This is a genomic window from endosymbiont of Riftia pachyptila (vent Ph05), assembly GCF_000224455.1.
GTDB lineage: Bacteria > Pseudomonadota > Gammaproteobacteria > Chromatiales > Chromatiaceae > Endoriftia > Endoriftia persephonae.
In genome coordinates, this window is record NZ_AFOC01000050.1 from 1 (window position 1) to 26046 (window position 26046).

Consider the following 26046-nt stretch of genomic DNA (forward strand, 5'->3'; position numbering starts at 1 on the left):
CTACAACGCCACCTATCCCTACGACTCCGATGCGGTCTGGTACCTGACTCAGATGCGGCGCTGGGGCCAGATCTCCGACCGGTATCGCCACTCGCCTGGCTACCACTAGTCACCATGGTGGTATCTGCCGTCTATGTGAGCAACGACCCGGCATTCTCCAAGTCATTTCTCACTTCGGCGATCACCGTCACCCTCTGCTGCCTCTGGCCGACCATCATCAATACTACGGTGGGCGTGAACGGTGTCGACAAGGATCTGATCAACGTCAGCCGCGTGCTGCGTCTTAACGCCACCACCAAAACCTTCAAGATCATCCTGCCCTCCGCCATGCCGATGATCTTCACCGGCCTGCGTCTCTCCCTGGGCATCGGCTGGATGGTACTGATCGCTGCCGAGATGCTGGCGCAGAACCCCGGCCTCGGCAAGTTCGTCTGGGACGAGTTCCAGAACGGCAGTTCCAACTCGCNAGGCGCGCATCATGGTCGCAGTACTGGTGATCGGCCTCATCGGCTTCCTGCTCGACCGCGGCATGTTGATGCTGCAACGCAGAACCAGCTGGGACAAGAACGCAGTTCTTCATTAACGCAAGCCGCAATCTAGATCTGCCTTTATCCGGACATGCCCGGCTAAAGACAGATCTACAAGTTGAAAATTGAAAGCCGGAATAAACAACGATTGTGAATCGCACAAGGTGCAATGAAATGAACAGTTATCTGAACATCGACCACATCAGCATCACCTTCCCCACCGATAACGGTCCGCTGAATGTGCTGAAAGACGTCAAGCTGGAGGTAAAACAGGGCGAGTTCATCTCGCTGATCGGCCACTCGGGCTGCGGTAAATCCACCGTACTCAATATCATCGCCGGTCTGTTGAATGCCACAGAGGGTGGCGTGATTCTGGAAGGCAAAGAGGTGACTGAACCCGGCCCCGATCGTGCCGTGGTATTTCAGCACCACTCGCTGATGCCCTGGCTCAGCGTCTACGACAACGTGCGCCTAGCGGTCGATCAGCTCTTCAAGAAGACCAAGTCAAAGCAGGAGCGCAAGGTGTTGCTGATGGATGAACCCTTCGGCGCCCTCGACTCCCTGACCCGCACCCACATGCAGGACTCGTTGATGGAGATCCAGGCGCGGCTCAACAACACTGTGATCATGATCACCCACGACGTGGACGAGGCGGTGCTGCTCTCTGATCGTATCGTGATGATGAGCAACGGCCCGTCGGCCACCATCGGCGAGATCCTCGATATCGACCTGCCGCGCCCGCGTGATCGCCTGACCTTGGCCGAGAACCCAACTTACAATCACTACCGCGCCGAAGTGGTCAAGTTCCTGCACGAACGCCATACGCAACCGGGCGTTCCGGCCAGTAACGACGATAACGAAAGTGATGGAGAGGAACCTGCACTGAGCCTCGTTGCTGGCTGATGGATCTGATGATTAGCGCGATAGCAGCGCTCTGAAGGCAACAGCGGCCATGTCTGCCCGTTTCCCACTGATGGGGGCTCAAAATGAAAGACCGCCGTGTTGTTAATCCGGCAATTAAATAAAGATAGGGCGGCCCATGACCGTCACTTGCAACCCGCTGAAATCACGCATGATGTCGGGCATGGCTCGGCCTATACATGTTCACTTCAGTTTGCGCACCAGATCGAGCAGTTCATCGGCGTCCCACTCGCGGCCGCCGATGGCGCGGTAGACCAGCCGCCCCTCTGGATCAATCACAAAGGTGGTGGGCAGGCCCTTGATCGGCCAGCGCTGGATAGTCTGGCCCGACTGGTCGAGCAACACCTGGAAGTCGATCGGGTAGTCGCCCATGAAGCTGAAGATGGTCTCCTCATCCTCGCCCACGTTGATCGCGATCATCGCGATTCCCTGATCCTTGATCTTCGCCCAGCCACGATTCATCGACGGCAGCTCGGCACGGCAGGGTGGGCACCAAGTCGCCCAGAAATTCACGATCACCGGCCGCCCTCTGTAACTTGCCAGCGAGTGCGCCTCACCATCCATATCCGGCAGATCAAAAGCGGGTGCCTCCGGCTGATCTGTAAGACGCGTCAGCAATTGCTCAGCAGCGAGTCGGCTGCAAAACAGCAGCAACAGAGACGCCAAAAAAGTTCCAATGATAGTTTTGTTCATCTTAACGATCTTCCGCACACTCGAGCGCCTCTATCCATACGATTTTCTGCTCATCGCCCTCTCTCCAAACCACTTTCAGATCGAAGCGGCTTCCGGGCAGCGGCCCAAAGCTTGTCATACCCCAGTTATAGTCCCCGGCAGGTTCAAAGGTCTGCCGGGTTGGGAAGGTCGCCCAGCGAAAGGCGATGCGGGAGGCCGCACTCACCTGGTCGTCGCCCCACTCCGCATCCCAGCTCTCTTTCAGTTTGAGCCCCCGGACCTTATCCCCCTGGCGGATGCGCCATTCGTTGAGATCGATACTAATCGCTCCAGCAGCGGCATCGCTGGCGCGGTTTCTGGCGATAGTTTGCAGCACACAGTGGGTGGCGATCTGGTCCGCTATGGTCTTGGAAAAGCCCCGCGCCTGAAAAAAGCCCCGAGTCTGATCCGGCAGGCGCTGGACCAGCTTCAGCTCAAGGCCCGCCTGTGACAGTTTCCAACTACTGAGTTGGGTAGTTGGGTCAACCGTCTTCTCCACCCTGGCAAACCCGCTGGCGGGCAGCAGTGCCACGCATAGGAACCAGCGAAAAAGTTCTCTTTTGTGCATCATCGTTCGTTATCAACTATCCCGGCTTGCGCGCCAGCAGACTCCAGGAGGCAAACTTAAAGTCATGCTCCTGCGGATCGATCAGGCGCTGCTTGCGGGTATATTCCAGAAACAGCAGCTCAAATCAACCAAATAGCTCCTGCAAGTGCAGTTCCTCTGAGAAGTGGACCCACTCCACCCCGGAAAAAGGGCCTGAACGAAAACCGCGCTTTGTCTGCGCGTCCTCCGCCGGCTCGCCCTTGTCGAATTCAGAGTAGGCGGTGGAGCACCAGTTGACCCCGAGAAAGAACCGGCCGGGCTGAGGCGATCGTAACAGCACTCCAAGGTCTATTGAATGGCGACGGTGGTGTTATGGATCAGTGAGGCACGATCGACGATCAGGGCGAAGGGCCCCGGCCAGGGGATCTCACGAGTAAAATCGCCGCAGGCAATCGTCTCGGCATACTCAGGAAAACGTTCCCGCAACCACTCGACCGCCATCGCACTCCCCCTCGATACCGTAGTAGCTCAGCCCCTGCTGCGGGAACAAACTGATATTGGCACCCGCTCCGGTACCCAGCTCCAGCACATTCGAGTTGAGCATGTGTCTGGCGCAGTGGCGAGATAGAGAGAGAGCAGATCTGACCAGGACCAGATACTATGTTGATGGCCGGTGGCGCAGGCCTGCCTCCACTCATCTGAAAATATCATTTTAGGCATCCCTGACACCGCTCCCGATAGTAACCGGCCTTCACCTGCATCGGATTACCATAGACCAGAGAGTAGGGGGGGATGGTCACCCCATCCACTACGCTGCCTGCGGCAACAACCGAGTGGTGGCCAATCATCGCCCCGCCCTTGACCACAGCGTGAGAACCGATGAACACATTGTTTTCGATGATGATATCCCGCCGCTCCACCTCATCTGAGATACCGATGCAGTGCTTGTGAGAGTCGACACAATTGATCGCCACGAAGGAAGCGATGTCGCAATCGTCACCGATCACCAGCCGCGCCCCGGTGGCGTTGATCTCCGACATCCCCCCCACTGAGATATTCTTGCCCAGTTCCGGCTCACCATTGATCCAGACCAGCGGGTGGAAGGGATTCTTCTTGAACTGGATGAAGCGGATAAACAGATTGCCGAACTCAGCCAGGTTCATGGTTGCTCCTCGCCACACAAGTTATGCTGTTCGCCAATGCTCAAATTGAAAAGCCTATCCACCGTGGAAACACAAAAGACGTAGACGTTCCATGGCGGGCTTCAGACCCCGGCCTCGGCCAACATCAAAGCATCCCCGGCGCGCCGTTTCTGCACCTGCGCCTCGATCAGCCGCTCCACCTCATCGCAGGGAAACTCAGCCACATCGCGCCGCTGCCACTTGTCGCGGGCCAGCTCGACGTAGGGTTCGATCAGCCGCCAGTCGTCACCAGGGAAGTTCTTGCGAGTGTTGTCCATGCGGAAGTTGAGCCCGGCGATCCAGTAAATCGGCGACTGCATCAGTTTCAGCCTGCCCCACCCCTCCATGCTGGCGGGCGGCTCGAAGCGCGGATAGCCGTCGACCCCGGCCAGCGCATCCTCATACATCGGCGAGCCGGGATAGGGAGCGTAGTTGTAGATCGAGACCCGCGCATCCGGATCGGTATCGACAATCCAGTCGATCAGGTCGAGGGTATCGCGCAGCATCGCCGGGGTCTCGCGCGGCATGTTGGCGATAAAGCTGTACATGATCGAGACCCCGGAGCCGCGCACGTTCTGCGCCGCCTCACAGATCGCCTTCACGCCATGCCCCTTGCGGATCACCTTGCGCAGGAAGTGGTCGTTGCCCGATTCGCAGCCGATCTCGATGGAGAAGCAACTGGCCTCCACCAGCGCCTCCACCATCTCCGGCGACAGGTAGGGGGCCCGTATATTGCCGTCCCAGCGCACCCCCAGGTCGCGCATCAGCCGGCCTATCTCCTGGATGCGTCTGACCCGGTCCATACGCACGTTCCTGCCCTCGTCATCCTTCCAGACACCAAAGCCGATATTCGGGTCGCTGAAGGAGATCTCGTCGAAGCCCACATCGTGGTGAATGATCTTCAGTTCCCGCTCCAGTTCGTCGATCGGTTTCGGCTTCCAGGGCGAGGTGAGGGCGCAGAAGGTGCAGGGGAAGGGGCAGCCTCGCGAGGTGAAATACTGCATGTCACCGCGCGCAAACATGTGTTTGGTGCGTTCGTTGTAGGGAAAGAGGTGTTCGCCGTAGACCCGCTCCCGCCAGACCTTGTCGACAAACGGCTCGCTCAGGCACTGCTCCGGCAGGATGCGGGCATGGTGGCCGCCGACCCCGGTGATGATGCCAGGCTTGAGGCGCTTGGCGTGTTTCAGGATGCGTGCCGCTTGGCCGGTCTGGTAGCCAGTGAAGCAACTGACGCCAATCTCGTCCGCCTCGCCGATCAGCTCGTCGAGCAGCTCCGGTGGATCGTAGCGTGCGTCAAAATAGGCGACCCGCTTGCCCTGGGACTCAAACAGCGCGCCAGGATAGAGGATGGAGAGCGGCGTCAGATTGACGGGTGAATCTTTGGTGGCCTTGGGGTAGACCAGCAGCATGTCGATCTTGGCCATTCAGTCGTCTCTCTCCACCAGCCAGCGCAGTTCAATCAACCCAGTTGCCCTCCCGGTCAGACCAGTGGATCAACTCACCGGCGGCGATGGTGCGGGTCGCCCGGTGGCCAAAAAATGCATCCATATGGTTCGGTTTCAGGCCGCTACCCGGACGCCGGACACCCAGATTCTCAGGCGAGAAGGGCTCATTCTTGGAAATATTACGGATCGCTACCACGCTGCGACGAAACGCATCACGGTGCTTACGTTCCACCGCTGTCGGCTCCACCGCTTCACTGCCGAGCATCCGATGGGCCTGGCGGACTGCCTCAACCCACTGCTGCAGCTCACCGATATCCGCCGAGAACCAATGGTCCGGCCCTGGCAGATCGTGATCAAGGGTGAAGTGTTTCTCGAACACCCGCGCGCCGAATGCCACCGCCAGCACCGCCCCCAACACCCCCTGGGTGTGGTCCGAGTAACCCAGGATCAGCTCAGGGTATTCACGCCGCAGGCTAGTCAGCTTGCGCAGGTTGGCATCTTCTGGCGGCGCCGGGTATTGGGAAACGCAGTGCAGCAATACTGTCGGGTGGCCCTTGAACGTGCCGATGGCCCGCAGCGCCTGCTCCACCTCGTCCAGGTCGGCCATGCCAGCGGAAACGATCATCGGCAGGCCAGTGGAGGCATAGTCGCGCAACTGCGGCAGATTGGTAAAATCATCGGAACCGACTTTGATCGCCGGGATCTCCAGCTCCAGCAGCAGATCCAGATCGCTGCGGTTCTGCGGCGTGGAGAGGAAGATGATTCCCTCTTCGTCGCAACAGTCGCAGATCTGCCGCCACTGCTCCGGCTCGAACTGGTGGCGGCGAAACATCTCCAGCATCGACTCGGTCACCTCACGCCCCTGGGAGCGGTAGCTGTAGGTCTGCTGAGGATCGCTGCAAAACTCCTCCGCCTGAAATGTCTGAAACTTGACCGCATCCGCCCCAACCTGCCGGGCAGCGCGAATCATCTTGAAGGCACGCTCCAGATCGCCGCAGTGGTTGATCCCCGTCTCAGCGATGATGAAGGGTGGCTGATGCCGGCCAATCACCCGTCCGCCTATCTGGATCTCTGTCATTTCGCTACCATCTCTCTCTCACTCACTCTCAACCCAACCCCGGCACCTGCGCGATGATCCTCTCCATCAACCAACCCGCCTATCTGCCCTGGCTGGGCTACTTCCAACGCATCGCCCGTTCCGATCTGCACGTCATCCTGGATCATGTGCAGTTTGAAAAGAACAGCATGGTCAATCGCAACCGCATCCGCACCCACGATGGCTGGTGCTGGCTCACGGTACCGATCAAGACCCGCCACCGTTTTGGCGATCTGGTCATCCACCGCTTAACGCTGGCCGACGACCCGCGCTGGCGTCGCAAACATTGGGACAGCCTGCGCTTCAACTACGCCAAAGCGCCCTACTTTGCCGAGCATGCCGGCTTTTTCGAGGCCAGCTACCAACGAGATTGGCAGTATCTCATCGACCTTAATCTACACCTCACCCGCTACCTGCTCGACGCCTTTGCCATCAATACCCCTCTGTTACGCAGTTCGCAGCTGATGGTCGACGGCGAAAAGAGCCAGCTGCTGCTCAATCTCTGCCGCAGCTGTGGCGCCGACCGCTACCTCTCTGGCCCGTTTGGCCGTGACTACCTGGATCTCGACGCCTTCTCCGCCGCTGGCATTCAGGTGGAGTTCGACGACTACCAACACCCCCGCTATACCCAGATCCAAAGCAGATTCGAGCCCTACATGAGCGCGGTCGATCTACTCTTCAACCAGGGCCCGGCCAGCCTCAAAATCCTGCTCGCTCAGATTCATTCAAAGGCTCCCTAAGCTAGAGCCTGCTGCAGCGCCTCCACCACCTCGTCCTGCTGCACCTCACTCAGCCCCGGATAGAGCGGCAGCGTCAACACCGATTGATAAAACGCCTCGGCCCCGGGAAGATCACCTTCGGCAAACCCCTGGTCACGATAGTAGGGCTGCAGGTGGATAGGAATATAGTGCACCTGGACGCCGATGCCAGCGGCGCGCATCGCCTCAAACAGCTGCCGGCGTGTGATGCCCGCCCCGGCATCGAGCCGCACCACATAGAGATGCCAGCCCGACTGTCGTCCGGGCAGACGCGCCAAGGGCGTCAGCGGCAAACCGGCGAGCAGCCGCTCGTAACGCTCCGCCAGCGCCCTGCGCCGCGCGACAAACTGATCGAGGCGCTGCAGCTGGCTCAGCCCCAGCGCGGCCTGGATATCGTTCATGCGATAGTTATAGCCCAGTTCGACCTGCTGGTAGTACCAGGGGCCGTCCGACTCCCCCTGCATCAACGCCGGATCACGGCTGATGCCGTGGCTCAGCAACCGCCCCACCTGCGTCGCCAGTTCTGGGTCGTTAGTGGTGAGCACGCCACCCTCGCCGCTAGTGATCGGTTTCACTGGATGGAAGCTGAAGACCGTGGCATCACTATAGTGGCAGTCGCCGATCCTGGAATCCGCGAAACCGGCCCCCAGGGCATGGGCCGCATCCTCGATCAGCTTGAAACCATACTGCACCCGCAACCTGTCAATGCCGGCCAGATCCACCGGCTGACCGGCGAAGTGGACCGTCACCAGAACCTTCGGCAACCGCCCCTGTTGTTCCGCCAGCTCCAGCTTGCGCTCCAGCGCATCGATCGAGAGGTTGCCGCTGGCCGGCTCCACGTCGACAAAATCGACCTCGGCGCCACAGTAGCGGCCACAGTTGGCCGAGGCAACAAAGCTAATCGGCGAGCTCCAGAGCCGCTCCCCCGGCCCCAGCCCCAACGCCAGGCAGGCCAGATGCAACCCGGCGGTGGCACTGCTCATCGCCACCCCGTAGGCGGCGCCGCAGTAGTCGGCCACCGCCCGACCAAAGCGCGGCGCCATCGGCCCCTGGGTGAGCCAGTCGCTACGCAGGACATCGGCCACCGCATCGATGTCGCTCTCGTCAAGGCTCTGGTGGCCGTAGGGGATCATGTTAGGGAGTCAATCAGCTCGACGATCTCATCCACTGTGAGAAAGTGCGGATTGCTGCCAGAGCTGTATTCGAATTCGCAGCCTACCTCGCGTCCGCTCTCTCCCAGCGGGTTGTGGGCGTAATCCACCGGATGGGTAAAACGGATGGTCGGCGCGATCACGAAGTGGTCATCAAATTCCGAGACCAGATGCGAACAGTCCCGCGGACACATCACCTCATGCAGCTTTTCGCCGGGACGGATACCGATAATCTGCATCGGCAGCTGCGGCGCCATCGCTTGGGCTATATCGGTGATCCTCGCTGAGGGGATCTTTGGCACGAAGATCTCGCCCCCCTGCATACGAGCGAAGCCCTTCAACACAAAATCGACCCCCTGCTGCAGGGTGATCCAGAAACGGGTCATGCGCGCATCGGTGATCGGCAGCGCGGCCGCCCCTTCGTCGATCAGTTTACGGAAGAAGGGGATCACCGAACCCCGCGAGCCGGCGACGTTACCGTAGCGCACCACCGCAAAGCGGGTCGGCTGACCGCCGGCGATGTTGTTGGCGGCGACGAAGAGCTTGTCGGAGGCAAGCTTGGAGGCGCCGTAGAGGTTGATCGGGCTGGCGGCCTTATCGGTGGAGAGCGCAATCACGCTGTCGACGTTGTTATCGAGCGCCGCCTGGATCACGTTCTCTGCGCCGTGCACATTAGTCTTTATGCACTCCATCGGGTTGTATTCGGCAGCCGGCACCTGCTTCAGGGCGGCGGCGTGAATCACCAGATCGACCCCGCGCATCGCCTGCCGCAACCGCTGCAGATCCCGCACATCGCCGATGAAGTAGCGCATCTGTGGTGCATGCAGCAGCTGCTGCATCTCGAACTGCTTCAGCTCATCGCGGGAGAAGACGATTATCTTGCGGGGGTGATAGCGCGCTAGCAGGGTGCGCGCGCAGAACTGGCCAAAGGAACCGGTGCCACCGGTGATCAATATGCTTTTATCGGAGAACATCCACTCGCTCAATTTCCGCGAAGCCTCAACTGTGACAGGCTTCTCATAATCCAGGCTGCAGCAAGCATAGCCAGCAGCGCCTGGCAACGCCAGTGATCAGTCAGGATAGAGGGCCACTCACAGGAAGTTGAATAGCGACAGCCCCTGCAGTTTGATAAACGATTGCTGTGCCGCGTTTAGCGCCTGCAGTTGACGTTCGTAGCGGCTCACCGCCTCGGTGATATCCAGATCCTCAGCCTCCGACTTGGCAGTCTGCATGGTCAGCAGGAAGTCTTCATTGACCTCATACTGTTCGGAGGTGGAGTTGAGACGGGCACCCACTGAGGTCCTGAACTGCAACAGATGGTCCTGCGCCCGCTGGATATCATCAATCAGCACTGCATCGGGATTGTTGGCCTGCATGCCGGCGGCGATCTGGTCGACAGTCTCGAACAGGTTGCGCTTGGCGCCTGTGCTGGTGTCGATATTCATAAACACATCGAAGCCGTTGTTGCGGTCCTGGATCGAACGTCCATTGGAGATTTGCAGACTGCGCTCCCCCATATCGCCTCGATAGCTGTAGCTGCCGGCCCCGACCGAGACGAAGGGCTCAGAGCCCCCCTGGAAACCGGCGAAGATGTATTCACCGTTACTGTCACGAGTGTTGGCCAGACTGAACAGCTGATCACGCAACAGCAGCACCTCCTCGGCGATGGCGTTGCGCTGCTCCGCGGTGAGGGCATCGTTCTGCCCCTGCACCGCCAACTCTTGGATACGCGGCAACAGGTTAGTAACCCCTTGCAGGGTGGTCTCCTCCAGCTCCAGGCGGGCGCGCACTCGCTCGCTATTGTCCTGGTACTGCTCCACGGTGGAGATGGTGTTGCGCAGGCCAAGAATATAGGCAGCCGCGGCCGGGTCGTCCTGGGGGGAGAGCACACGCCGTCCGGTGGCGATCTGTTGCTGCGTCTTGACCAGTTTGCTCTGGGTCTCAAGCATGCGGTTGAGACCATTCTCGAAAATCAGGTTGGTTGACATCCGCGACATAGATTACCTCACTGCTGAGAGCAGCGTATCAAACAATGAATTGGCCACCTTGATCATCTCTGCTGAGGCCTGATATGCCTGCTGAAACTGCACCAGTTTGGCCGCCTCCTCATCCAGGTTGACCCCGGAGACCTCTTCCTGTGAGGCCCGATTGCGTTCCAGCAGCCCCTCCTGGGCGGCCAGGCTCGCCTCTGCCTGGCGGGTCGAGGCACCCACCCCAGCCACCAGCTGCGAATAGACTTCAGAATAGCTGGCGCTCAGATTCAACATACGATCCTGGGACTGCATCGCCGCCAGCGCCAAAGCGTTGCGGTTATCACCGGTGGCAGCATTGGTGTTGTTTCGGACGATCAGCTGGTCACCCACCGTCGGGGTGCCGGAGATCCTAAAACTGAGCCCGCCAAAACTGTCGAACTGGCTCGGATTGGCGCTGGAGGGAAAGGATTTGCCGGCGCTCTCGGTGGCCGGGTCATAGAGGATGTAGTTGTTGGGTGGAGCCGGACCGTTGCTGATCACAAACCCCGAATTGCCGGCGCCATCCGCATCGTCAGAGAAGCTGAAAACCATGTTGGCCGCCAGTGGCAACCCACTGCCGCTGCTGATGCTCGGCTGGCTGATCACTGCCGTGCCACTGTTGACCGGGTTGCCACTGGCGTCGATGGCAACCGCCGACTGCAGACGACCAGCGGCGGCGAAGCCACGCACATCGTCGATCAGCAGCTGCATGCTGTCCGCCGCGCCGCGGCTGGGACGAATCAGGAAGGAGTCACCCTGCGCCACCCCACTGGAGTCGATGGTCAGGCTGAAGCCATCGATCTCGGCGGTGGTAAACGGAGAGGCTCCGCCGGTATCGATGCTGGTGTGGTGTTATCGGAGAGCCGCCGCAAAGTGTAGCTGTTGCCACCATCATATTCGAGCTTATAGTCGCTCGCGGTCAGATCAGAGAGTGTGCCGTAGCTGGCAGTCACCGCACCGCCACTGTTATTCGCGTTACCCAACACCTGGATCTCCGGCGTGGAGAAAATCGCGCCGCCCACGTCGCCATCCAAGTCGATGCCAAGCTGATGCTGCTGGTTCATTTGCATCGAGATGCCGAGCGCCACCAGGCCCAGCTGGTTACGGGTGGTGTCGAGCATCTCACGACGAAAACTCAGCAGCCCACCCAGCTCGCCCCCATCCAGTTCGCTGCTGATATTGGTGTCACCGAAGTCGTTGGAGAAGATCACATCCCGCTGCGAGGCATCGGCGGGGGAACTAACAGTGGAGATATCCGACGCCACATTGCCCACCACCAACACCTGGCCGCGACCAATAAAGACATTCATCGCACCATCCGACTGCTCAACCGTGGTGATGTTAACCAGGTCAGAGAGCTCGTTGATCAGCTCGTCACGCTGGTCCAGCAGGTCGTTGGGGGTCTGATGACTGCCGTGACCGAGGGCGCTCACCACGGCATCGTTAGCGTTAGCGATCGACTCGGCAAGCCGGTCTATCTCCTGCACCACATCGTCGAGGCGTCGGTTGACCTGAGCCTGACTATCCGCAAACTGCTGATCGAGATCGTGCATGCGTTCCACCAGCGAGCGGCTCTCCGCCAGGAGCAACTGACGCGAGGGGATCGAAGCGGGATCGTCCGCCAACTCCTGCATGGCATTAAAGAAGTCATTGAGCGCCGGCGACAACCCTACTGCCGGATCAGCGAGGATGCTATCGAGACGCTGCGCATTACTGTAGAAGGCATCCAGTTCGCCGACCGTGGAGCGGCCATCGCGCACCCGCTTGGCGGTGAAGTCATCATACTGGCGGTTGATGCCATGCAGCTCGACACCGGTGCCGAGCCAGCCCGCCGGGGTCAGCTCCGGGTCACGGCTCGACAGATTGATCACCTGTCGGCTGTAACCCGGAGTGTTGACGTTGGCGATGTTGTGGCCGGTGGAGTTGAGCGCCTGCTGATAGGTCTTCAGCGCAGAGACTCCAATGTTCAGGATGGAAGCCACGTCTTCACCTCTTCTCTCTCAGTCACCAAAATCAGCATCCCACCACCTTATATCGGCCTATTACCCTGCCCCTGAATAGGGACCAGGGCCTGACGCATCTCTTCCCCACCCATCACCCGCAACACCTTCTTCGCGTAGTGCGGATCGGTAGCGTAACCAGCCTGCTGCAGCGCGCTGAAATAGGCCGCACTGTCACCACTCTGCTGCATCGCCTCGGCATAACGGGGTGAGCCGCTGAGAAAGGCCAGATAGTCCTGAAAGCTCTGCTGGTAGGAGTCGTAGACTCGAAACGCTTCACGCCGCTTCACAGCTACGCCGTCGATATACTCCAGGGTCTCGCGGAACACCCGCTCCCCCTGCCAACGTGCATCGGCCTTAATGTTGAACAGATTGTGGCTGCTGCGCCCATCGGCAGTGTGGATCAGATGCTGGCCCCAGCCGGTCTCCAGCGCCGCCTGGGCGAGCAGCGCTTCAGGTTCCAGCCCGACTGCGGCAGCGGTCTGTTCAGCGCTGGACCAGAGATTGCGAACAAACGCCTCAGGAGTGTCGAGCGACGCTGCCGGTGCCGGTGCTGACGAGACAGTGGCTTCCGCCCCGCCACTCTTCAGCTTTTTACCGTGCAGCCCACTTGGCATCACCGCTGCCGGGTGATCCCGATAGCTATCGAGCCCGGAAATCGGCTTGCTGGTTTCATCTACCTGCCCACCAAGCTGGCGTTGCAGCATCGCACCGATGCCCAGTCCGCCACTCTCGGAGAGGTGCAGCGCCAGCTGCTGATCGTACATATCACGATAGAAGCGGGTATTGTTGCTCTCCAGCAACCCCTCCGACAGGTTTGCCTGGCGCATCTGCTTCAGCATCATCTGCATGAACAGCGATTCGAATTGCCGGGCCACCTGGGCCAGGGAGCCTGCCTGATCCTGGCGCGCCTGATGCTTGAGCGCGGCCAGCCCCTGAAAATCGGTATAGACACTGGCGGGCAGAGCGTTCATCAGATCACCAGCAGCTCAGCACGCAGCGCGCCGGCCTCTTTCAGTGCCTCGAGGATCGCCACCAGATCACTGGGTGCGGCACCCACCTCGTTGACCGCCTTGACCACCTCATCCAGCGACACCCCGGGGTTGAACAGGAACATGTGATTGCCACCCTGCTCCTCCACCGCCACATCGCTCTGCGGCACCACCGTGGTCTGACCGGGAGAGAAGGCGCCGGGCTGGGAGACCTCGGCACTCTCGCTGATGCTCACCACCAGATTGCCGTGGGAAACTGCCGCCGGATAGACCCGCACCTGGCTGTTGATCACCACCGTGCCGGTGCGCGAGTTGATGATGACCCGAGCCGGTGCCGTACCGGGCTGCACCTCGAGCTGCTCCAGCATGGCGATGAAGCTCACCTTCTGCGCTGGATCGATGGGGGCACTGACACGGATCGAGGTGGAGTCCACCGGCTTGGCAGTGCCCGGGCCAAGGGTCAGGTTGACCGACTCAGCCAACCGCATCGCGGTGGTGAAGTCGCCATCGTGCAGGTTGAGGGTGACATAGCGCCCAGTGTTGAAGTTGTTCGGCACTTCACGCTCCACCGTGGCGCCATTCGGGATACGCCCGGCACTAGGGATGTTGACGGTGATCCTGGAGCCGTCCTGGCCCTCGGCACTGAGCCCGCCCACCACCAGGTTGCCCTGGGCCATGGCGTAGTTGTTACCGTCGGCGCCCTTCAACGGAGTCATCAACAGGGTGCCGCCACGCAGACTCTTGGCATTGCCCAGAGAGGAGACGGTGACATTGATACGCTGCCCCACCTTGCTAAAGGGTGGCAGCTCACCATGCACGATCACCGCCGCGACATTCTTCGGCTTGATCTTGGTGCCAGCGGGTATCTGCACGCCGAACTGGTGCAACATATTGCGCAGGCTGTTCAGGGTATAGGGAGAGTCGGTGTCCTTATCGCCGGTACCGTTGAGCCCCACCACCAGGCCATAGCCGATCAACTGGTTGCCACGCACCCCCTGGATCGAGGCCAGATCCTTGATGCGTTCTGCCGCTACCGGGGCCGCAACCACCACCAGGCTCATCAGAAGCAGGAGTGCGGTCAGATTATTGAGTCGCTGTCGGGTCATGGCACTGCTCCACTCAGAAGGGGAAGATTGGGCTGATAAAGAACTTCGCCAACCAGCCCATAGCGTTGCTGTCGGCAAGCTGGCCATCACCCACATAGATGATGGTGGGATCAGCGATGCGTGACGACTCCACCTGGTTCTCCGGGCTGATGTCCTGGGAACGCACGATGCCGGAGAGACGGATGTACTCGTTGCCCTGGTTGATGCCGATACGCTTCTCGCCACGGATCATCAGGTTGCGGTTGGGCAGCACCTCGATCACGCTGACCGTGATGTTGCCGGTGATGGCGTTGCTCTGGGAGGCAGAACCTTCACCCTTGAAGTCGTTCGCCGCAGAGGTAGAGAAGGCAAGGGTATTATTGTCGTTACTGGCCAGCGGGATCAGCCCCGGGGTGTTGAACTGGGGAGTGGAACCGAAGATGGTCGGGTTGGCGATGGTGTTGCTGTTGGACTTCTTGGTCCCGCTCTTCGCCGACTTGTTGGCGGAGGTGCTCTCGGAGAGGATCACGGTGAGCAAATCCCCAACCCGGCGTGCGCGCATATCCTCAAACCAACTCACTTCGTGCCCGCCCTGATAGATTGAGCCGTTGCCGGAAGGCGCCGGCGGCGGCGTCACCGGGCGCACCGGCGCGTAGTTGATGTCGCGCACCGGGCCGCTAGTCTGGCAGGCAGCCAGCAGCAGCGTGAGGCTAATCAGGCTCAGTCTGGCGATTGCAGGCCTCATTTCACACCTCCCTCATCAGAGCTGGTTGTTGATGTAGGAGAGCATCTCATCGGTAGTGGAGATCGCCTTGGAGTTCATCTCGTAGGCGCGCTGGGTCTCGATCATGTTGACCAGTTCCTCCACCACGTTGACGTTGGAGCTCTCCAGCGCCCCCTGCATCAGGGTGCCGGTGCTGTCACTGCCGGGGATCGCGGTGTTCACCCCACCACTGGCGGCACTCTCACGAAACAGGTTATCGCCGATCGGTTCCAGCCCCTGGGGATTGGCGAAGTAGGCCAGCTCGATCTGGCCGATCTGGGTCGGGTCGGTGTTGCCCGCCTGCAGCACCGAGACGATGCCATCGCTACCGATGGTGACGCTGGTGGCGTCATTGGGTACGGTCATCGCCGGCTGCAGCTGATAGCCGTTGGGGGTCACCACCACGCCGTCTGCGCTGAGGCTGTAAGTGCCGTCACGAGAGTAGACGATGCTGCCGTCGGGATGCAGGACCTGGAAATAGCCCTTGCCCTGGATCGCCACATCGAGACTATTGCCAGTCTGCACAATGTTGCCCTGGCTATGCTGCTTCTGGGTCGCCACCACCTTCACACCGGTGCCCACCATCAGGCCAGAGGGAAGCTCTGTGCTCTCACTCGACGGGGCTCCCACCTGCCGCAGGTTCTGATAGATCAGGTCGTTGAACACCGCCCGGTCACGCTTGTAGCCGGTAGTGTTGACGTTCGCCAGATTGTGGGCGATCACCGACATGTTGGTCTGCTGTGCATCAAGACCGGTTTTTGCTATCCGGAGTGCCGGGTACATGATCTTCTCCTGTCCGCCCCTTGGGGCATTCGATCGTTTGTCTCTGCCTAAAGAAGTTGCAATTTACCTGCCAAGATTACGCCTGACGCAGCAGAGTGGCCGAGGCGGCGTCGAGCTCCTGGGCATTTTTCATCATCTTCACCTGCATCTCGAAGCGTCGCGACAGTTCAATCATGTTGACCAACGCGTCGGCGATATTGACATTGCTGCTCTCCAACGCGCCTGAGACCAGCTCCATAGCGGCATCTGCCTCGGCCTCAGCGCCATCTTTCATACGCATCAGGCCATCCTCGCCCTTCATCATCTCCTGCATCGGTGGGTTGACCAGTTTGATGCGGTCAACCACTGCCAGCGCTTCTGGGGTGGCCCCCAGCGGCAAGATGGTGATGGTGCCGTCACTGCCGATCTCGATCTGCTCGTGGGGCGGCAAGGAAATCGGCCCGCCATTGCCGATCACCGGCAAACCTTCGCCGTTGCTGAGCATGCCATTGGCGTCCACCTTCAGGTCACCGCGACGTGTGTAGGCCTCTGTGCCATCGGGTGCCTGCACCGCAATGAAGCCGGCTCCCTTCACTGCCAGATCCAGATCGTTGCCGGTGCTCTGTAGGCTGCCCTTGATGAAGCTGATGTCGGGGCGTTCGTCCATCGCGTAGACTCGCGTCGGATAGCCGCTGCCAAACACCGGCATGCTGCGGAACTGGTTGAGGTCCTGCATAAAACCTGGCGTGTTGACGTTGGCCAGATTGTGGTTGTTGTTCGCCTGGGCGAGCAGGGTCTCTTTGGCCCCGCTCATCGCGACATAAAGCATGCGGTCCATAATTCAGCTCCTATCAGCGCAGGTTGATGATCGACTGGGTGACCGCGTCAGCGGTGGTGATCACCTGGGCATTGGCCTGGAAGTTACGCTGCGCGGTGATCAGATTGACCAGCTGCTCAGCGAGATCCACGTTAGAGTTCTCCAGCGCCCCGGACTGCATCAGGCCAAAGCTGGAGGTACCCGCCTCACCGAGCTGCACATCGCCAGAGGCAAACGACTCGACCCAGCGGGTGTCACCGACCTGGCGCAGCCCCTGGTTATTGTTGAAACGCGCCATCGCCACCTTGCCCAGCCCCACCGAGCGGCCGTTGGTGAAGCGGGCGAACACCACTCCCTCGCTGTCCACGTCGACACCGCTGAGGCGCCCGGAGGTGAAACCGTCCTGGGTCAGATCGTTGACCGCAAAACTGGAGCCGAACTGGGTGGTGTTGACGTAGTTGAAATTGAGCCCGCTAATCGGCGCCGCACCACCACTGGGAGTAAAGGTATCCAGCGGCACCAGCCCGCCGCTGGTCACATCACCCGCCCCTGTACTCAGGGCGCCGTTGCTACTGAAGCGGATATCGGCCGCTGCATTGCCTCCCACCGTGACATTGTTACCATCCACATAAGTGAAGGCGTTCCACTGATTATCTGCCACCTTGCGGTAGAAGATATTCATGCTGTGAGCACTGCCCAGGGAGTCGTAGATGGTGGTGGCGGTGGAATGGTTATAGCTGAGTGGGTTTGGTGGATAACTGGCGGCATTGAAGGCTACCGTCGGCACGTCCTCCGCGGCCCCCAGGTTGAGCGATGCAGTCACCTGTGAGGTGGCGCCCGGCGCGCCGGAGACCACCGGCAGATTGAGGTCCACTGTTGTGCCGGTGTTGAAGCTGGTGCCGTCGGCATCCACCGGCGGGAATATCTGCAAGCGTGAGCCAGTATGGTCCACCACATAGCCGTTGCGATCCACATTGAAGGCACCCGCACGGGTATAGCTGCGATCACCGTTGGGCTGTTCCATGGTAAAAAAGCCCTCACCATTGATGCCCAGATCAAGATTGTTGGCGGTGAACTCGATACTGCCCTGGCGGAACTGCTGCGCCACCTTGGTGGTGCGTACTCCCTGTCCCGACGTGGCATTGCTGGCGTCGGAGATAGAGGAGGCAAAGATGTCGGCAAACTCGGCACGCGACTCCTTGAAGCCGGTGGTGCTCGAGTTGGCGATATTGTTGCCGGTCACTTCCAGGTCGGTGGTGGCTGCGGCCAGTCCGCTGAGTGCAATACGAAATGCCATCTTATTTCTCCTGATTCATTTAATCGGTTCAGTAGATCTCTTTCACATCGTTCATCGAAACCTGTCCAAGGCCGACCAGATTGAGGCGCACCCCACCACTACCGCCCAGACTGACGCTCTCCACCTCAGCCGCCACATGCACTGCCGGGGCCATCTCTGCACCATCGACGGTGGCCTGGGCTGTGACTTGATAGAGGCCGGAGCCGGCAAAATCGCCCTGGTCATCGTAGCCATCCCAACTAAAAGCCAGCGCACCACCCTCATGGCTACCCAGCTCCAGCTCCCGCACCAGCGCACCGTTTGAGTTGGTGATGCGCAGGGTGACATTGCTGGCATTAGAGGGAAGCTCGATGGAGCCTTTCAGGGTGTCACCACTGCCAAACCAGCCGGCACTGCTCGGCACCAGCACCTGGCGCCCCAACAAATTGGCGGCCTGTAGCGCCTGATCGGAGGTGATGCTGGAGCNAGGCCAGTAAATGACTTGTTTAGATCGTCGATGCCGGAGACTGCGGCGAACTGGGAGATCTGCGTCGCCAGCTCAGTATTCTCCATCGGCTTGAAGGGATCCTGATGGGTCAGCTCGGTGACCATCAGGTTCATGAAATCCTCCATCTCCAGCCCCTGATCGACCGGCTCCTGCGGGGTGGCACTAAATCCCAGGCTGCTAAAAAGTTCTTCGTTGCTCTGTATAGTTTCCATCAGCTTCTCCTTACTGGCCCATACGCAGGGTTGCCATCAGCAGCTGCTTGGCGGCACTGGCCACCTCCACATTGCCCTGGTAGGAACGGGAGGCAGAGATCATGTTGGCCATTTCCTCCACCGGATTGACGTTGGGGCGGAAGATGTAGCCCGCTTCATCCGCCATCTGGTGATCCGGCGCATACTCCCGGATCAGCGGCGCCTGGCTCTCGATCACCCCCACCATGCTGACGCCAACGGCAGGCGCATCCGGGTTGAACTGATCAACCATGGCGCGGAACACCGGCTGACGGGCACGGTAAGTCTCGTCGATGCTGCTGCTCACCGCATCGACATTGGCCATGTTGCTGGCCACTAGGTTAAGACGCAGGCTCTGGGCACTCATGCCACTGGCCGCGGTATCGAAGATCTTAAACATCGACATGGCTATTCACCTTTTATGGCCTGGCGCAGGCTGCTGATCTTGCCGTTGAGAAAACGCAGGCTGGCCTGGTACTCCAGCGAGTTGGAGGCGAAGGTGCTCTGCTCCCGCTCGGTCTCCACCGTATTGCCGTCGAGGGAGGGCTGCGATGGGATGCGATAGAGCATCTGTGTCGGCGGCACGACACCCTGCTCGTCCTGGATGTGGCTGGGATGTGTAGTCCGCAGGCGCACCGGCTCGCCCTGCGCCTGCTGCAGCACCTTATGGAAGTCGAAATCCCGTGCCTTATAGCCAGGGGTATCGGCGTTCGCCAGGTTGCTGGCGATTAGCTCACTGCGTCGCGCGCGCAGCAGCAGGGCCTGGGGATGGATGCCGAAGGCGTCGTCAAGATTCATGGTGCGCTCCCAAGAGATAGAACTCACCTCTCTTCAGCAGAATACATGCCACACACCGCAATGCAGCGCCGCAACCTAGCAACCACAAGGTTTGCAGCGGGATACGAGATGCTCAGCCGCGACAGATCCAGGCAGATTTGCGGCAAACATCCACCGCCAGGCGGCAAGGGTTGCCGCCCCTGAGCGGGGGCCGATCGATTGAACGAACATTCAGCGTAAGAGATCTGCCCCAAAATCAGGGGCGCCCACGCCAACAGGCAAACGGCACACAATTTGCACCTCTTAATGGCAGCCGAAATAGAAATCAGGGCAAATTCCCATGCAGATCACAGCCAACCGATACGTGCCCCGCAGCAGCCTCTGCTCCGGGTTAATCTTATTCACCCTTCTTCTAATCAGCACGAACGCCCCGGCTGGGGGGTCCAGCCAGCCCCACGCCACCATCATCCAGGCGGCAGAGGCCTATCTGAAGATGCAAACCGCCGACCGCCCGGAACGGATCACCCTCAAGCTGCTGCCCCTCGACCACCGCCTCAAACTCAACCGTTGCGAGACCCCTTTGCAGAGCTTCTCCCCGCCCGGCGCACGCAGCCAGGGCCGAACCACGGTCGGCATCAAATGTGAAAGCCCGAAACCCTGGACCCTCTATGTCTCAGCCGAGATCGGCGTGATCGGCAAGGTGGTGGTGGCAAAACGGGATCTGGCTCGGGGCGCCGCCATCGGCCCAAACGATGTAAAGCTGGTTGAACAGGAGACAAGCCATTTGCTGCGCGGTCATTTCGACAGCATCGCCGAGGTGACTGGCAGAACCCTAAAGCGCACGCTGCGTCGCGACAGACCGGTCACGCCCAGCCTGCTGGTCGTCAACAAAACCATTCGCCGCGGACAACAGGTCACCATCATCGCAGGCAACAGCGACATCAGCGTGCAGATGAAGGGCAAGGCGCTGTCCAATGGCAATCCAGGCGATCTGATCAAGGTGCAGAACCTCAGCTCCAAGCGGAAGCTGCAGGCCCGGGTGATATCCGCCAGTCTAGTGCGGGCAGATTGAAAGCAGGATATACAGACACCAGGATTTTACTGGAGGGTGTTAGTAAGCAACCTCCTCAATGCCTTTTCTGAGTGCTAAAGTATCCTGAGATTTAGCCGAACACAGCATTAGGATTAATGTATTCAGAGGAAAATCGATGGCAATTGAGATCAGCAGTCTTTCCAGCAGCGCGCTGCAGGGCACCATTGACAGCGCATCCGCCAATCGTGCAAATCAACCATCAGAAACCACCCGGGCCACCCCTGGCCGCCAGGCCGACAGCGTCAGCCTGACCAGTTCCGCCTCGCAGCTTCAACAGCTTGAGCAGAAGATCTCCAAGATGCCGGTCGTCGATGCCCAGCGCGTGGAGAGCACCCAGCGCTCCCTGGCCACCGGTAGCTACAAGGTAAACCCGGATGACTCAGCCGAAAATCTGTTGGAGATGGAACGTGCCCTGGCCTGATCCAAGGCCTCCTCATGGATAATCACCCCAAACTCCGGGAAAGATTCTCCCGCATCCTGCAGCGGGAGAGTGAAGCGACCGAGCAACTGCTGGCGCTTCTCAAGCAGGAGTATGCCTTGCTGAAAAGCACCGCCCCGGCAGAGCAACTGGAGGCGCTCAACCAGCAGAAGGAGCAGCAGATCCTCAACGTGGCCCAAGCCGTTGAGGCGCACAACCGGTTACTCCGCGAGTTGGGGCTGAACAACAATGGAGAAGAAACCAGGAAGCTGATCGAGCAGCTGGACGGCTCCGGGCTATTACAACAACAGTGGCAAGCGTTTCTCGAGCAGGTCGATGCCAGTCAGAAGCAGAACGGGATCAACGGCGGGCTGCTCACCCTCAGCCAGCGCCAGGCTGCACAGGGGCTCGATATCCTGCGCGGCATCGGCGAAAACCAGAAGTCCTACGGCCCCAGCGGCGAGTCCCGCAGCCACAGCCACTCGCACTCACTGGGTAAAGCCTGAGACTTCAGGTCGATTCAGTCGAGAATCCTAAGCCCAGTGACCTGAGGCGCGGCAGCTCCTCCGGCCGATCGAGATCCCACAGGGTCGGCAGTTCGCTCCAGCGCCATCCCAGCCGCTCCAGACAGGCCCGCGTCAACTGCGCCACCTGATCACCACCCCACGGTAGGCCATGAAACAGGCATTCGGCACTCCGCTTCAATCCCAACAGCACATACCCCCCGTCCTCCGCCGGGCCGAGCACCGCATCGTCTCCTGATGCAAGCCGCCCGAAGGTATCGGTCAACTGCTGCGGGGTAAGTGCCGGCGCATCGACACCGATCAAAATCACCCGCTGCTGCCGCCTCAACGCTTCCTCACAAGCATATGCCATGCGCTCACCGAGATCCTCTCCCTGCTGCCGGTGGAGCGTCACCCCCGGTAGGCTGGCAAAGTGCTGGAACAGCGGATGCGTGCTGTCTGGGGTGCACCAGAGCTCCACCGCACACGACAGCTCCCGACACACCATCCCGAGCAGCCGCTCCAGCAGCTGTTGGTAGAGCTGGCGCGCACCGTCCGCACCCAGCGCAGGGATCAGGCGGGTCTTCACCTCGCCGGCGACCGGCGCCTTAGCAAAGATCAGTATCGCTTCACCAACCGGCTGCATCTTCAACTCTGACTGGCGNCGATCGATCTGCAGACTATGGCAGCAGCATCAGTCGAGTGCCCCGCCGCAACTGCTGCCCTGCCCCGCGGTGCAACCGTAGCAGTGCTCGGCAATCTGGATCGGCCTGCCGCGCAGATCCGTATCGAGCAGGGTGCTGAGGGTTGGTCTAGGACTATTCTCATCACTGATCGGCATATCGAGCATCTGGTTGAAGTCGCAATCATAGACCCGCCCCTGCCAATCGACACTGATCAGAGAACGACACATCAGCTCTTGCAGGTTGTCTGGGCTAAATGAGGAACGCAGCAGGTCAAGATAAGTGTGAAACTCGCCCTTGGAGTGGAGCAAACTACCAAAGCGCCGGATCGGCATGTTGGTGATGGTGAAGAGTTGATTGAAGCTGATGCCGAAGCGCTCTGCCAACTGCTTGCGATAGTCCGCCTCCAGCGGGCCCTGTGGCGGCGGCAGGCTCGGCCCAAGCGGATTGTAGACCAAGTTGAGTGACAGCCCACTTGCCGGGTCGCCATAACCCAGCTGATTGAGCTGTTTCAGACCGCGAATGCTGGCGTCATAGCTCCCCTTGCCACGCTGACTATCGACATTCTCCTGCAGATAACAGGGCAGAGAGGCAACCACCTCGACCCGGTTGGCGGCCAGAAACTCAGCCAACCCCTCCTGACCCGACTCTTCGAGCACGGTCAGGTTGCAGCGATCGATGACATGCACCCCCATCGCCCGGGCCTTTTCCACCAAGTAGCGAAAATTCGGGTTGAGTTCAGGGGCACCGCCGGTGAGATCCAGGCTCTGCAACTGCTGGCGGGAGAGAAACCGTAACACATCCTCCACCACCCCCCGCTCCATCTGCTCGGTCCTTTGGGGGCCGGCATTGACATGGCAATGCTGGCAGGAGAGGTTGCAACGCAGGCCCAGATTGACCTGCAAGGTCTTCAACTCACCACGCTCGATGGCGGGAAATGTGGTGGGCTGAAGTAGATGGGCCGTATTCAACATGGCAGTTCCGGTTCACAAGTGAAAAAGCTGGAGCCGCGCCCAACCACGACCGGCACGACATATCACAGGAAATACGCAACAAAGCGCCGCCTGGATTCAGGCCGCTATTAGAGAGGAGTGAAAAAAAAACCGCAATAATTACCTGAGCAAGCCTCAATTCCGATGGAATAGAGCACTAGCTCAAGCGACGGCGCTGCCGGAATCTGAATAGGGCATAACCAAATAACAACAGAGGTATCGCCCATTTGAGCAGATAGGCAGCCTTCTCGATGAGATACCACTTCCAGGAATAGCCGGTGTGGCCGCTGGGGTAGATATGGTTATTCTCGGTGGACTGGTAGATCCCCGCCATGTAGGCCACATCCTGACAGGTCTTGGTCTTCAGGGGAGGGCTACAGTTGAGGATCGATGGCGCGTAGTATTCACTGACCAGTTCAGGCTGCTGTTCCAGAGTTCGCAGATCATGCGGGATGACAACCCCGTAGTCAGGATCGAGGATCCACCAGTCGCCGTTGGTGGTCTTAGCGGTCGCCACTACATGCTCTTCCAGTCCAACAATGCTTGACTCGATGCCGTTCTCTTCCAGAATACCGCTAATCACCAGAGCATGCTGAGAGCAGAGCCCGATCCCTCGCTCCACCGCCTTGCGCCAGTCGAAAAACTCATATTGACCGACCCGCTCACTCCAGAGGTATCCCAGCGTCCACAAGATATAGTTTTCCCAAGGCGGCACATGGCCATGGTATCTGTATTTGGCATCATCGCTGTGCCAGAGGTGGGCGATAGAACCATTCACCAGTTGGTTCAGGCGCTTGAAATAGGTTTCGATATCCTCACCGGGTTTGCGATCGGCCTGTGGCAGCATCTCAGCCAGTATCAGCTGTTTGTCACCTTTGAAAGTGGCGCGATTATCGAGCAGCAGATCCGGCTCCTCCATCGTTCTGAATAGCCCGATCAGATTAACCAACAGAAGCAGCGCCCCCAGGACCAGGGCAGCAGTAGCATCGATGCTGAGGCGCTTCATCAATTCATCTCCATTGGGTAGTGAGTCGTGCGGAAAGTAAGGAAACCGAGTTTATCCATTCATGGTGTCTGGTGTGAAACAGCAATCTGGCGGACCTGCCATTCCGTGACGCCGGTCACCCCTCATACAGGCTGGCATCTCCAAGACCGCCGCCCAGTGGTGTTTTCTCCCCCAGATCGATCAGTCGGGGAGATTTCGGCCACGGGTGATTGAGAGCAACCGGCCAGCGCCAGCACTCAGTGATTGCCAGTCGCCAGCCAGCCTGAATCGCGCCAGGGTCGCTGTCGGCATCAGGTTGGCATCCTCCGGCAACACAACCGGCTGATCTGCCAGATAGATCAGCAGATTCTCAAGGCCAGGATTGTGGCCCACCAGCAACACTCGCTCAGTCTTGGCGGGAGTATCGGCCAGCACCTGTAACAGAGCGTTAATGCCCGCCTCATAGATTCGCTCATCGTAGACGATCCGCTCAACCGGCAAGCCCACCGCCTCGCATGTCAGTCGTGCCGTGGCACTGGCACGCTCCGCTGGTGAACTGACAATATGATCTGGACGCAGTCCCTGCTGCCACAGCCAGGCACCGATGCGCTGTGCACCTCGCCGGCCCCGCTTTTTCAGTGGTCGCCTGAAGTCATCAACAGCCCGGCTCCAATCTGATTTGCCATGGCGCATCAACAACAGCTCAAGATGCATGGGAATACCCTCGAAGATGTGCCGTCAGATCCAAATAATCCATACAATCACTGACTAGTTTTATCGCCTCAAAATCCGCATCCAGCGCCAGAAGTTAAGCAGACCCGCTAAAGAGGCGGCCACATAGCTCATGGCACAGGCCCTGAGGATACGCCGCACCGCCAGTTCCTGCTTAGGGTTGATGTAGCCGCCCTTGGTGAGGATCGGCAACGCCTTACCGAAGCTCGCGTCCCACTCCACCGGCAGGGTCACCAGCTGCACAACAACCCCGACACCGATAGTCGCGAGCGCCGCCAACAGCATTAGGGCTCCGACGGCAGGCAGACGGGTGACTGCGGCGATCAGAGGCACACTAAACAGCAGAAACGAGCCGATCTGCTCACTTATCAGTGCAAAACGCACCAGTCGCTCGCGCCAGCGAAAAGGCGGATAATCGCTGGCGTGCTGGATCGCATGGCCCACCTCATGGGCAGCGGTGGCGATCGCCGTGAGAGTGCGCCCATCCAGCTTATCCCCGGTCAGCCTGACCACCCGCTGCACGGGGTCGTAGTGATCCCCCTGGTCGGTCACCTCCACCTTCACGCCGTGCACTTCGAAGCGCTTGAGCAGATGCTGCGCCAACTCCCCGCCATTACCGGGGAAGGGCTCCGATTCCCGATTGTAGTGATTCAAGATACTTTGAACCCACCACTGAGGAAGGTAAACAAGGGCGATCAGCAGCAGAGTCAACAGGAGCAGATGCATTGGTGCCAGCCGAATCCAATCTCAATCAACAAAGCAGGTTCAACCCTAACACCCTTTCGAGGAGGCGATCACACTCTTCGGGAACCAAAACCGCAAATTGCACTCTTACTGTTTAGCTAAAATTCATTATCTACTAATATACTTATTAGTACATTATTTGAGGAGAAAACCATGCTACCCATCCTTTTTGGTCTGATTGCAGCCATGGTGTTCGGCTTGGTCGGTTATTTCACCTACGGTCTGGACGGGATTATCAATCACACCTGGTTTAACCAGGTCTTCTGGTTATTGATCGTGGTCGGTGCCGCCATCTCGCTGCTTGACGAGGTCAACCGTTGCCTCCCCTGCCGGCTAC

The 26046-nt window shown here is 59.5% G+C and carries 33 protein-coding genes and 1 pseudogene; 7 read left to right on the forward strand and 27 right to left on the reverse strand.

The genetic code is table 11. The annotated features are described in order from the left end of the window. Positions 1-75 precede the first annotated feature (75 nt). A pseudogene (locus RIFP1SYM_RS09145) lies at positions 76-583 on the forward strand (ABC transporter permease); the annotation flags it as partial. 118 nt (positions 584-701) lie between these two features. After that, positions 702-1430 carry an ABC transporter ATP-binding protein gene (locus RIFP1SYM_RS09150; RefSeq protein ID WP_039960163.1) on the forward strand — a complete coding sequence of 243 codons (729 nt, stop codon included), beginning with the start codon at positions 702-704 and terminating at the stop codon, positions 1428-1430. A gap of 201 nt (positions 1431-1631) precedes the next feature. On the opposite strand, the gene RIFP1SYM_RS09155 is transcribed toward RIFP1SYM_RS09150, so the two are convergent. The 7 genes from RIFP1SYM_RS09155 to RIFP1SYM_RS09185 form a co-directional block, all read right to left on the reverse strand. Further along, entirely contained in the window at positions 1632-2141 is a 510-nt protein-coding gene (locus RIFP1SYM_RS09155; protein WP_006473602.1) for a peroxiredoxin family protein, read from the reverse strand. Position 2142: 1 nt separating this feature from the next. After that, the gene (locus tag RIFP1SYM_RS09160) at positions 2143-2730 is read right to left on the reverse strand and encodes a hypothetical protein (protein ID WP_005962858.1); all 588 of its coding nucleotides are present in this window, start codon (positions 2728-2730) and stop codon (positions 2143-2145) included. A gap of 121 nt (positions 2731-2851) precedes the next feature. Then, positions 2852-3046, reverse strand: coding sequence for a hypothetical protein (locus RIFP1SYM_RS09165; protein WP_005962861.1), 195 nt, complete (start codon positions 3044-3046; stop codon positions 2852-2854). Positions 3047-3054: 8 nt separating this feature from the next. Further along, positions 3055-3207 carry a hypothetical protein gene (locus RIFP1SYM_RS09170; protein WP_006473600.1) on the reverse strand — a complete coding sequence of 51 codons (153 nt, stop codon included), beginning with the start codon at positions 3205-3207 and terminating at the stop codon, positions 3055-3057. A 206-nt stretch (positions 3208-3413) separates the two neighbouring features. After that, positions 3414-3869, reverse strand: a complete 456-nt coding sequence (locus RIFP1SYM_RS09175; protein ID WP_039960166.1) for an acyltransferase — start codon at positions 3867-3869, stop codon at positions 3414-3416. A gap of 101 nt (positions 3870-3970) precedes the next feature. After that, the gene (locus RIFP1SYM_RS09180; RefSeq protein WP_005962872.1) at positions 3971-5311 is read right to left on the reverse strand and encodes a B12-binding domain-containing radical SAM protein; all 1341 of its coding nucleotides are present in this window, start codon (positions 5309-5311) and stop codon (positions 3971-3973) included. A 31-nt stretch (positions 5312-5342) separates the two neighbouring features. Further along, a complete protein-coding gene (locus RIFP1SYM_RS09185) occupies positions 5343-6410 on the reverse strand; it encodes an N-acetylneuraminate synthase family protein (protein WP_005962874.1) in 1068 nt (355 codons plus the stop codon). Positions 6411-6463: 53 nt separating this feature from the next. Between RIFP1SYM_RS09185 and RIFP1SYM_RS09190 the strand changes: the two genes are divergently transcribed. Further along, the gene (locus RIFP1SYM_RS09190) at positions 6464-7168 is read left to right on the forward strand and encodes a WbqC family protein (RefSeq protein ID WP_005962877.1); all 705 of its coding nucleotides are present in this window, start codon (positions 6464-6466) and stop codon (positions 7166-7168) included. On the opposite strand, the gene pseC is transcribed toward RIFP1SYM_RS09190, so the two are convergent. The 15 genes from pseC to flgB all read right to left on the reverse strand — a co-directional run bounded on the left by pseC (position 7165) and on the right by flgB (position 19580). Beyond that, positions 7165-8319 carry a UDP-4-amino-4,6-dideoxy-N-acetyl-beta-L-altrosamine transaminase gene (gene pseC / locus RIFP1SYM_RS09195; protein WP_005962881.1) on the reverse strand — a complete coding sequence of 385 codons (1155 nt, stop codon included), beginning with the start codon at positions 8317-8319 and terminating at the stop codon, positions 7165-7167. The two genes, RIFP1SYM_RS09190 and pseC, sit on opposite strands and share 4 nt — an antisense overlap. After that, positions 8316-9311 (reverse strand): UDP-N-acetylglucosamine 4,6-dehydratase (inverting), encoded by a 996-nt coding sequence (gene pseB, locus RIFP1SYM_RS09200; protein ID WP_006473594.1) that lies wholly within the window; start codon positions 9309-9311, stop codon positions 8316-8318. Before pseB ends, pseC begins: the two co-directional genes overlap by 4 nt. 117 nt (positions 9312-9428) lie before the next feature. Then, positions 9429-10334: a flagellar hook-associated protein FlgL gene (gene flgL / locus RIFP1SYM_RS09205; RefSeq protein ID WP_005962887.1), complete on the reverse strand. Its 906-nt coding sequence runs from the start codon at positions 10332-10334 to the stop codon at positions 9429-9431. 3 nt (positions 10335-10337) lie between these two features. Continuing rightward, positions 10338-11114: a flagellar basal body rod C-terminal domain-containing protein gene (locus RIFP1SYM_RS16425; protein WP_005962890.1), complete on the reverse strand. Its 777-nt coding sequence runs from the start codon at positions 11112-11114 to the stop codon at positions 10338-10340. 17 nt (positions 11115-11131) lie between these two features. Next, a complete protein-coding gene (gene flgK, locus RIFP1SYM_RS16430; protein ID WP_005962892.1) occupies positions 11132-12331 on the reverse strand; it encodes a flagellar hook-associated protein FlgK in 1200 nt (399 codons plus the stop codon). A gap of 47 nt (positions 12332-12378) precedes the next feature. Next, positions 12379-13323: a flagellar assembly peptidoglycan hydrolase FlgJ gene (flgJ, locus tag RIFP1SYM_RS09215; protein ID WP_005962896.1), complete on the reverse strand. Its 945-nt coding sequence runs from the start codon at positions 13321-13323 to the stop codon at positions 12379-12381. Next, on the reverse strand, positions 13323-14447 hold the full coding sequence (locus tag RIFP1SYM_RS09220) for a flagellar basal body P-ring protein FlgI (RefSeq protein WP_006473592.1): 1125 nt from the start codon (positions 14445-14447) through the stop codon (positions 13323-13325). The genes flgJ and RIFP1SYM_RS09220 overlap by 1 nt, the downstream gene beginning before the upstream one ends. 13 nt (positions 14448-14460) lie before the next feature. Further along, the gene (gene flgH, locus RIFP1SYM_RS09225; RefSeq protein ID WP_005962903.1) at positions 14461-15171 is read right to left on the reverse strand and encodes a flagellar basal body L-ring protein FlgH; all 711 of its coding nucleotides are present in this window, start codon (positions 15169-15171) and stop codon (positions 14461-14463) included. Between the two features lie 15 nt (positions 15172-15186). Continuing rightward, on the reverse strand, positions 15187-15972 hold the full coding sequence (flgG, locus tag RIFP1SYM_RS09230) for a flagellar basal-body rod protein FlgG (RefSeq protein ID WP_005962906.1): 786 nt from the start codon (positions 15970-15972) through the stop codon (positions 15187-15189). Between the two features lie 76 nt (positions 15973-16048). Further along, the gene (gene flgF / locus RIFP1SYM_RS09235; protein ID WP_005962909.1) at positions 16049-16789 is read right to left on the reverse strand and encodes a flagellar basal-body rod protein FlgF; all 741 of its coding nucleotides are present in this window, start codon (positions 16787-16789) and stop codon (positions 16049-16051) included. Positions 16790-16802: 13 nt separating this feature from the next. After that, positions 16803-18065, reverse strand: coding sequence for a flagellar hook protein FlgE (gene flgE, locus RIFP1SYM_RS09240; RefSeq protein WP_005962911.1), 1263 nt, complete (start codon positions 18063-18065; stop codon positions 16803-16805). Positions 18066-18093: 28 nt separating this feature from the next. Further along, positions 18094-18474: a FlgD immunoglobulin-like domain containing protein gene (locus RIFP1SYM_RS16435; protein ID WP_050798743.1), complete on the reverse strand. Its 381-nt coding sequence runs from the start codon at positions 18472-18474 to the stop codon at positions 18094-18096. Further along, the gene (locus RIFP1SYM_RS16440) at positions 18426-18764 is read right to left on the reverse strand and encodes a flagellar hook assembly protein FlgD (protein ID WP_005962916.1); all 339 of its coding nucleotides are present in this window, start codon (positions 18762-18764) and stop codon (positions 18426-18428) included. Before RIFP1SYM_RS16440 ends, RIFP1SYM_RS16435 begins: the two co-directional genes overlap by 49 nt. Positions 18765-18774: 10 nt before the next feature. After that, positions 18775-19188 carry a flagellar basal body rod protein FlgC gene (gene flgC, locus RIFP1SYM_RS09250; RefSeq protein WP_005962918.1) on the reverse strand — a complete coding sequence of 138 codons (414 nt, stop codon included), beginning with the start codon at positions 19186-19188 and terminating at the stop codon, positions 18775-18777. Between the two features lie 2 nt (positions 19189-19190). Then, entirely contained in the window at positions 19191-19580 is a 390-nt protein-coding gene (gene flgB, locus RIFP1SYM_RS09255) for a flagellar basal body rod protein FlgB (protein ID WP_006473587.1), read from the reverse strand. A 319-nt stretch (positions 19581-19899) separates the two neighbouring features. Here flgB and flgA point away from each other — a divergent pair, with 319 nt between their 5' ends. The 3 genes from flgA (at position 19900) to flgN (ending at position 21576) form a co-directional block, all read left to right on the forward strand. Then, a complete protein-coding gene (gene flgA / locus RIFP1SYM_RS09260; RefSeq protein ID WP_005962924.1) occupies positions 19900-20631 on the forward strand; it encodes a flagellar basal body P-ring formation chaperone FlgA in 732 nt (243 codons plus the stop codon). 136 nt (positions 20632-20767) lie between these two features. Then, positions 20768-21073, forward strand: a complete 306-nt coding sequence (gene flgM, locus RIFP1SYM_RS09265; RefSeq protein ID WP_005962927.1) for a flagellar biosynthesis anti-sigma factor FlgM — start codon at positions 20768-20770, stop codon at positions 21071-21073. A gap of 14 nt (positions 21074-21087) precedes the next feature. Continuing rightward, the gene (gene flgN / locus RIFP1SYM_RS09270) at positions 21088-21576 is read left to right on the forward strand and encodes a flagellar protein FlgN (RefSeq protein ID WP_005962931.1); all 489 of its coding nucleotides are present in this window, start codon (positions 21088-21090) and stop codon (positions 21574-21576) included. Between the two features lie 4 nt (positions 21577-21580). On the opposite strand, the gene RIFP1SYM_RS09275 is transcribed toward flgN, so the two are convergent. From RIFP1SYM_RS09275 to RIFP1SYM_RS09295, 5 genes are all read right to left on the reverse strand, one after another. Continuing rightward, positions 21581-22219: a TIGR04282 family arsenosugar biosynthesis glycosyltransferase gene (locus RIFP1SYM_RS09275; protein ID WP_006473585.1), complete on the reverse strand. Its 639-nt coding sequence runs from the start codon at positions 22217-22219 to the stop codon at positions 21581-21583. A gap of 48 nt (positions 22220-22267) precedes the next feature. Further along, positions 22268-23230, reverse strand: coding sequence for an arsenosugar biosynthesis radical SAM (seleno)protein ArsS (gene arsS, locus RIFP1SYM_RS09280; RefSeq protein ID WP_005962937.1), 963 nt, complete (start codon positions 23228-23230; stop codon positions 22268-22270). Positions 23231-23405: 175 nt separating this feature from the next. Beyond that, positions 23406-24254, reverse strand: coding sequence for a hypothetical protein (locus RIFP1SYM_RS09285; protein ID WP_006473584.1), 849 nt, complete (start codon positions 24252-24254; stop codon positions 23406-23408). 180 nt (positions 24255-24434) lie between these two features. After that, positions 24435-24947, reverse strand: a complete 513-nt coding sequence (locus RIFP1SYM_RS09290) for a SixA phosphatase family protein (protein WP_005962943.1) — start codon at positions 24945-24947, stop codon at positions 24435-24437. Positions 24948-25007: 60 nt separating this feature from the next. Beyond that, positions 25008-25691, reverse strand: a complete 684-nt coding sequence (locus RIFP1SYM_RS09295) for a zinc metallopeptidase (protein WP_005962946.1) — start codon at positions 25689-25691, stop codon at positions 25008-25010. Positions 25692-25862: 171 nt separating this feature from the next. Between RIFP1SYM_RS09295 and RIFP1SYM_RS09300 the strand changes: the two genes are divergently transcribed. Further along, positions 25863-26046: hypothetical protein (locus RIFP1SYM_RS09300; protein WP_039960172.1), on the forward strand; the 184-nt coding region annotated here is incomplete at its 3' end.